This is a genomic window from uncultured Bacteroides sp., assembly GCF_910585845.1.
In the GTDB taxonomy this organism is placed as follows: domain Bacteria; phylum Bacteroidota; class Bacteroidia; order Bacteroidales; family Bacteroidaceae; genus Bacteroides.
In genome coordinates, this window is sequence record NZ_CAJUHF010000083.1 from 1 (window position 1) to 8,227 (window position 8,227).

Annotated in this window: 4 protein-coding genes and 1 tRNA gene; 1 reads left to right on the top strand and 4 read right to left on the bottom strand. The window is 41.1% G+C overall.

Annotated features, from left to right (window positions below; all coding sequences use genetic code 11):
- Positions 1–563 precede the first annotated feature (563 nt).
- From QZ323_RS14120 to ettA, 4 genes are all read right to left on the bottom strand, one after another.
- Positions 564–1,886, bottom strand: coding sequence for a DNA/RNA non-specific endonuclease (locus QZ323_RS14120; RefSeq protein ID WP_294635340.1), 1,323 nt, complete (start codon positions 1,884–1,886; stop codon positions 564–566).
- 117 nt (positions 1,887–2,003) lie between these two features.
- Positions 2,004–3,320, bottom strand: a complete 1,317-nt coding sequence (locus QZ323_RS14125) for a hypothetical protein (protein WP_294635341.1) — start codon at positions 3,318–3,320, stop codon at positions 2,004–2,006.
- 22 nt (positions 3,321–3,342) lie between these two features.
- Positions 3,343–6,057 carry a TonB-dependent receptor gene (locus tag QZ323_RS14130; protein WP_294635342.1) on the bottom strand — a complete coding sequence of 905 codons (2,715 nt, stop codon included), beginning with the start codon at positions 6,055–6,057 and terminating at the stop codon, positions 3,343–3,345.
- Between the two features lie 223 nt (positions 6,058–6,280).
- A complete protein-coding gene (ettA, locus tag QZ323_RS14135; protein ID WP_294635343.1) occupies positions 6,281–7,978 on the bottom strand; it encodes an energy-dependent translational throttle protein EttA in 1,698 nt (565 codons plus the stop codon).
- Positions 7,979–8,113: 135 nt separating this feature from the next.
- On the opposite strand from ettA, the gene QZ323_RS14140 reads away from it, so the two are divergent.
- A tRNA-Lys gene (locus tag QZ323_RS14140) sits at positions 8,114–8,186 on the top strand.
- Positions 8,187–8,227: the final 41 nt, after the last annotated feature.

The following is an 8,227-nucleotide window of genomic DNA, read 5'->3' on the forward strand; positions in this document are numbered from 1 at the left end:
TATCTATAGGGCAGGTTCATGAGAAAATTTTAAAAAAGTGATAAAGTCAGGAAGATATTTCACCATAAACACCTGTATACTATATAATTAACGGATGGGTGAAAGATGTGAGGGATGAAAGACGACATTTGATTTCTATTGTTATTTTAGTTCGGGGGAATGTATCGCACCATACAAAGAAGTAATGCTGGACATCATTACATTACTTGTTATGCTTCATTACATTACTTGTTATGCTTCATTACATTACTTGTTATGCTCCATTACATTACTTGTTATGCTCCATTACATTACTTGTTATGCTCCATTACAAGTAATGTTATGAGATATAAGATATAATGTAATTCTATTGAATCCGACAACGGATAATGTGATAAATCAAGAAGATCATAAGGCTTACCATTGCAAAAGAAAATAGTCTCATGGGATAAAAAAAATGATCTCACGAGATGAAAAATTTCGTCCCGTGAGATGAAAAAATCAGTCTCATGAGACGAAAAAAAACGTCCCATGAGACGAAAATGAATGTCTCACGGGACGAATTTCAAGTCGTTATGGTCTTCTTACCAAGCCCAATCGTTCACATCGTATGCACTCTCTACCTTAGATTCTATCGCATCAGGCAGATTACAGAAAAAGTCGATACCCGTTTCCTGTTCCAACTTGTCGATGCTGACTGCATATTTTTGCATAACATCTACCGGAATCTTATCGCCATATTCATATCCATAATCATCCCGGTGTTCTATCCAAAAACCTATAGCTTGAAACGAACCGTTCTTTTCAGCCAATACAGCCATATAGTAATACTTAGGACAAGCCAGACCATGAATGGTACGCCCTTCGGCATCGGTTTGAGGAAATACGCCATCGTTACCTTTCTTCTCACCTGTATAATTGACAAGCAATTGGTTCAAAGCTCCACCCTTAGTCACATAGAGCTTATCAAACGATCTCCTGCCCCAACTCCTGACACGATTCTCGAATGCAGCCCAAAAACCACCATTAAAAGAATTGAACTGCGGACTCATATTACTGTAATAGAAAGTTTGCCGATTTGCCGTCCCAGCGTATACACGATCTTCGGAAGCACAGAGATGTCCGCGATCAAAACCGTCGTTACGGTGATGATCATTATTTGTCTGCATATCTTTAGGCAGTTGCGGATCCACATCCCAAGCTTCAGTTCTGTTTACACTGTTCTTTCTTGTGGTTTCATCAAAAACAAAAGCTACCCAAGCGGCATGTTTGGCAGTAGCATCCCACTCCAATGCATAGTTCAACACATTCTTGTTGTTAACCGATACAGTATGCTCTACATAATAGTTATCCGGATTTAGATGAGGAATAGAGTAATCGGTAACGTATTCTTTGCCCTCTACAGCTTGATTAGCATTGACGTTGACAATAGCTTCGCGCGAAGAAACAAGATACTCCACACCAACACGGTTTCCATCAATATAAGCTATACGTAATTTAATATAAGTATATTCTTTCTCGGCCGTGTAGCGTATCCAGTAAACTGTTTCCTCAGTCACTGTTCCCCACTCTTTCCAATCAGACAATGTAGAAAAAGCAGGCATCGCATCCAAACGTTTCACTGCATCACATACTGCAAACGAATAAGACTCACCTACTATTTTCTTATCCTTAATATAAAGGACAGATTCCAATCCTTCCGGTTTCAGCACTCCTTCTCCAATCACATTATCTTCATATCCCAACATAACCAATTGCAAAGAGCCTTTTTCTGTCGTTCCAATCACTTTCTCTTCGGGAAGCGGGCTGGGTTGTTCTGGAGTTGGTTCCCCCAAGATAGGGTCGTCTGTACCGCAAGCTACACATAAGCACAACACACAGAAGATGCTTATAATTTGTCTCAACATATTTTTCATACAGTCTTCATTTTTGTGAGTCTCAATTTTCAAAAATAATAGTTTAGAACCTAAAAAGGGGCGACACTTGATGAGCATCGCCCCTTTCTTACTATTATGAGTTATCTATTATTGAGCTACCGGATCGGACACCTTTTCATATTTACCGTTTTCCATATTATACATGAAAGCCATAGCATAAGTTCCATTACCACGACCTCCATAAACAGCATATGATACAACATAGCTGATACCCGGATCAGGTACTGTGATATGCAGAGGCAAAACCAGTTCAGCGATACCCCAAGCCAAGCGCTCATCCATGATCGACTGAAGTTCTTCATCGCTCTTGCCATCATACTCGCCATTAATATTATAATAGTTTCTCCAAGTATTGTACGCGTTATTAACGTTTGGATAGTATGTAGAAACACCAAAATAATACTCTTCCGTATCATACTTGGTACTCTTATATTCAGGCTTGTTCTTCAAAGACCAATCCAACAGAACTTCATAATCTTCTTGTGTAAAAGCCACATTCATAGAACCACCCAACAAACGAGTCAATGTCCACGCCGAACCATCGTACAGCATTTCGGCTACTTTCGTAGAGACCTCGCATACATCTGCATAAGGATCGAAAGGAGACCATGCAGCACCATCATACTTATAAATGGCGGTCTTATCGGTAGTCTGCTTATTAGCATAATACTTATAAGTCACTCCACAGGTCATCCCGGATTCAGTATATGGAAATTTCTGTTTCAAGAAAATAGGAAGATAGAAGTCGACATCCATGTTGGAATCAAAATTATTATATTTTCCAGGTTGACCACTTTCCGTACCCATGGAATCATAATCCTCATCTTGCAATGTATAGCTACTATCAGGCATAAAAACCTCCAACTCTATTTCATCCCAACCAGCAGCGGTTTTCTTATATGTTTTGGTCTGATTGGAAACACCACCAGAATAATACTTATAAGTAATGCTCACTGTTTTTCCTTCGGCCAAATTAGCATATTTCGCTGTACAGAAAGATTTCAAATAAGAGTCCACATCCATATTTGAATCAAAGTTGTTATATTTTCCAGGTTGGCCTTGATCCTCGCCCATGGAGTCATAATCGTCATTGGTCAGCGTATACGACACATCGGCAGACTTAAAGCCTTCGGTAATGTCGCCAAACAGCACATTTATCTTGGCAGTAGACCCCTTGTCACAATAAGGATACATTTCTGCCAACACACCGGCAATCGCAGTCTGCAACTTTCCCTTATCTGTGAAATATCCTTCTGTTGGATACTTCCCTGTATAATCACCTTCATATACCACAACCTCTTTTACTGGATTATCATCGAATCCAGGAAAATTGTCTTCATTATAATCGCAACCTGCCAAAAGAAGCACTGTCGCAAACATACTAAATATAAAATTCTTATTCATAATTTTACTTCTTTATTTAGGTTTAGAAATTAAACTTCAATCTGATTGAGTAAGTGCGTCCAAAACCGTAAAGCACACGCGTAGCACTATCCCAATCATGTGTACTGCCATCACGGGCATCAGCTATATACTCTTGGTTGAAAAGGTTGTTCACATTTCCGCTCAACGTGGCGCGTACCTTTCCAAAATCAAAGGTATAACCTGCGCTCAGATCAAACGTACTATATGACGGAATCTGCCAAGGATCGCTAACTACATACGGAGTATCTTGCGTGGCATCCCCAATTGCAATATCATAATCTGCATAATTGCGTGCAAAGAAATTCCAATCAGCACTAATGCGCAATCCCTTCATCGGACGAACATTAATACCCAAAGCTGCTGTGGTCTGCGCAGAGCCACCCACAGAAACATTATCCATTTTTATATTATATTTATACTGCTCTACATTGGTCATATCGGTCACCACCGTACCACCGGAATTTGCCATAATCTGCCCTTGAGCGTTAAACATATAACCGGAAGCCGTACCATTCCAACGCCAATCACCCCAAGAGAACATACCTGTTACATCCAACCAGCGCGCAAGTTTGGCTACGAAATCCACTTCCACACCCATGTGATTAGCATTGGCACCCAATAAATTCATCGTCCAACGCTCCTCCGTCTTTGTTTCTTGATTGGTATAGAATCCGCCATCATAAAGTGATTTATCAATCCACTTAGTGTAATAAGCATTCACATTTGCAGTAAAGAATCGACTACGGAACCCATATCCTAACTCGAATGATATCACCTTTTCATTCTTTGCATCTGGATTGCGTTCATGGGATGTCTGAGAATTGATAAATGTATTATCGAACATCGGGGCACGGCTGATGAAACCTGCATTGAAAAAAACGTTGTTCTTTTCATTCAAGTTATAATTCAAACCACCTTTCACATTGCCACCCATATAGTACTCTTTGCTGGATTTGGCCTTATCACCAGCATAATACAAACGATCCTTACGCCAATAGCTCGTATTGGAAAGTCCACCTGAAACAAAAGCGCTCAACTTATCCAGATTATACTCTAACTGAGCAAATGCACCTTCGTACATAACAAATCCATCATAGTCACGATAAATAACATCGCCAACCCCCAATTTCTGATTCACAAATTCAGGTCTTTGACCTAACGGATTATTTTCCGGACGTACATTCTTACGATTATCAGCATCAACAAAATATTTACCACCAAAAAGATCTGTGATTACATTCTGATGCAGACCTTTGTAATAACGGAAGTCGATCCCGCCATAAAAATCAAAGTTTTCGCCAAACTTGGTTGTATATGTGGAAAGCAATCCATACCACATGTGGTTGTTCATAGATTTTGCCATAATCATTTTTGAACCGGTAGTACTTTGAGTATTCAATGCCTCCACAGCATCATAGTCGAATGTACCATCCGGACAACGGAACTCGGTATTCACCAAGCCGCTGGAGTTAGTTCCATACCATTTGCTTCTGTGGCTGCGGTCTCCTGTACCACTATAACCATAACCACGACCGATAGAAACATAAGCCGCCGTACTCAAGCTTGATTTGGCGTCAATCTGCCATAAATGATTAAGCGAAATCTGAGGCTTGTGATATACATTACGTGAAGAATTGAATGCTTGTCCATTGCGATAACCAAAAGTTGAATTGTATTTATAAGGACTGTCATCACCCATATAATTCTGTACACGCTGCCACTCTTTGATAGACAAACCATTATTATAATTACGCTGGTTGTGCCACTGAGGAGCGCCGAAAGCGGTCAAAGATAATTGATGGTTTTCATTAATACGCTTAGCAATGTTGGCAAACCATGTATATCCTTCAAAGTTGGTACCCTGTATATAACCACCACCCCATGTCTTTGCACCCAACAGAGTAAATGCCCATCCATCTTTTGACAAACCAGAATTCACAGTGAACAACATTTTGTTATAACCATCGTTGCCCATAGCATAAGAAACAGATCCACCTCTCTTAGCTTCTGTACTTTTAGTAATTACATTGATCGAACCACCTACTGACGGTGAAGCCACTTTGGAAGCTCCCAAGCCACGTTGCACCTGCATACTACGAGTGACATCGGACATACCAGACCAGTTGGACCAATACACTTTTTGGTTTTCCATACCGTTCATCGGCACACCATTTACCATCATTGCTACATTCTCACTCTTAAAACCACGGACATTCACTTTAGCATCTCCATAGCCACCACCATCTTTCGTAGCATATACACCCGGAGTAGATTTCAAAATTTCAGGAAATTCCTGCGTACCCAACTTTTCTTCTATGAAAGCCGGTTCAAGAGTAGACACAGCCACCGGAGTTTTACGAGCAACTGCTATGGATGACGTAATCGTCACGTCTTTCAATATCACCGCATCCGGTTCCATCCGAATAACGCCCAAATCCACCAAGTTACCTTTTGGAGTGACCTTTTTCTTCAAGTCTTTGAAACCTACATACTTGAACAGCAAGGTTCCACCTTGTGCAACATTCTGCTTAAAATAACCATCAATATCGGTCACTGTTCCTTGTGTAGTACCTTCCACCATAACAGCAGCACCTACCAACGGCTCGCCTGTCTCTGAGTCAACAAGCTGACCTTTTACTGTAGTCTGAGCAAATGCCACAGCACTAAACACAGACAATACAGCCAACAACAGGAAATGAATTAGATGTCTTTTCATACTTCTGCTTTTTGTTAAATAATTGTGTTAATTAAATATTAAATACTGTTTTCAGACACAAATATAGCCAATAAGATTTAAATTCATATTAAATATCTGCTACATTTTTTCAAAGTATATAAGGTTTATTGAAACTTTTATAGCAAAAAAGCTCCGCAGGAAATCTGCGGAGCTTTCTATTTGTCACAAAAACATTGCTTATGCTGTCACTTCTTTACGATTATCAATCATTCAGCAACTTTCTATAACGTACGCGGGTCGGTTCTTCTTTTCCTAAACGTTTCTGCTTATTTTCTTCATATTCCGAGTAGGAACCTTCGAAGTAGAACACATTCGAATCTCCTTCAAAGGCAAGAATGTGCGTACAAATACGGTCGAGGAACCAACGGTCATGACTGATAACTACGGCACAACCTGCAAAATCTTCAAGACCTTCTTCAAGAGCACGAAGGGTATTCACATCAATATCATTGGTAGGCTCATCCAACAACAACACATTACCTTCTTCTTTCAGAGCCATAGCAAGGTGAAGACGGTTACGTTCACCACCGGAAAGCACACCACACAGTTTCTCCTGATCGCCACCGGAGAAATTGAAACGAGACAGATAAGCACGGGCATTAATATCACGCCCTCCCATACGAATCAGTTCTGTACCTCCGGATATCACCTGAAAGACACTCTTATTTGGGTCGATATCGCGATGTTGCTGGTCTACATAAGCCACCTTCACCGTTTCTCCCACCTCAAACTCACCTTTATCCACATTCTCCAGCCCCATGATCAGACGGAACAAAGTCGTTTTACCGGCACCATTAGGACCAATGACACCAACGATACCATTCGGTGGAAGCATGAAATTAAGGTCATCAAACAGAAGTTTGTCACCGTACGCCTTCGCTACATGTTTAGCCTCGATAACTTTATTTCCAAGGCGTGGACCATTGGGAATGAAGATTTCCAACTTCTCTTCTTTCTCCTTGACGTCTTCATTCAGCAATTTATCGTAAGAGTTCAAACGTGCCTTACCCTTTGCCTGACGGGCTTTAGGCGCCATGCGTACCCACTCCAACTCGCGTTCCAAAGTCTTACGGCGTTTGCTGGCCGTTTTCTCTTCCATTTCCATACGTTTGGTCTTCTGTTCCAACCAGCTGGAATAATTTCCTTTCCAAGGAATACCTTCACCACGGTCAAGTTCGAGAATCCATCCTGCCACATGGTCGAGGAAATATCTATCGTGGGTTACAGCGATTACCGTACCTTCATATTGCTGCAAGTGTTGTTCCAGCCAGTCGATAGACTCAGCATCGAGGTGGTTCGTAGGTTCGTCCAGCAGCAATATATCCGGTTTTTGCAACAGCAGGCGGCAAAGTGCAACACGGCGGCGTTCACCTCCTGAAAGATGTTCCACAAGTTGGTCTTCCGGCGGACAACGAAGGGCATCCATCGCACGTTCCAATTTGCTGTCAAGATTCCAGGCATCAGTCGCATCAATGATATCCTGAAGTTCTCCCTGGCGGACGAACAATTTATCCATCTTGTCTGCATCCTCATAGTATTCGGGAAGAGCGAACTTCTGATTGATTTCCTCATATTCGTTAAGTGCATCTACAATGGGTTGCACACCTTCCATAACGACTTCTTTCACGGTCTTCACAGGATCAAGATAAGGTTCCTGAGCCAGATATCCCACCGAATAGCCTGGTGAAAAAACAACTTCCCCTTGATAAGCCTTGTCCAATCCGGCTATAATTTTCAGCAAAGTGGATTTACCAGAACCATTCAGACCGATAATACCAATCTTCGCCCCATAAAAGAACGAGAGATAGATGTTCTTCAACACCTGTTTGTTATTCTGCTGAATGGTCTTGTTCAGCCCCACCATAGAAAAGATAATCTTTTTATCGTCAACTGTTGCCATAAAGTATTTATATTAATAATGTATATTTCACCTAAAATGAACGTTTTCTTGGCAAAGATAACAAAAAAGAGAGAAAACTTTTGTATTTATCAAAAATATGTCTACTTTTGCACCCGCTTAACAGCAATAAGGTCTGATTCGCTAGCTCAGCAGGTAGAGCACAACACTTTTAATGTTGGGGTCCTGGGTTCGAGCCCCAGGCGGATCACAGAAGGGTCACAATTATGTGGCCCTTTTTTCATGCCTGTA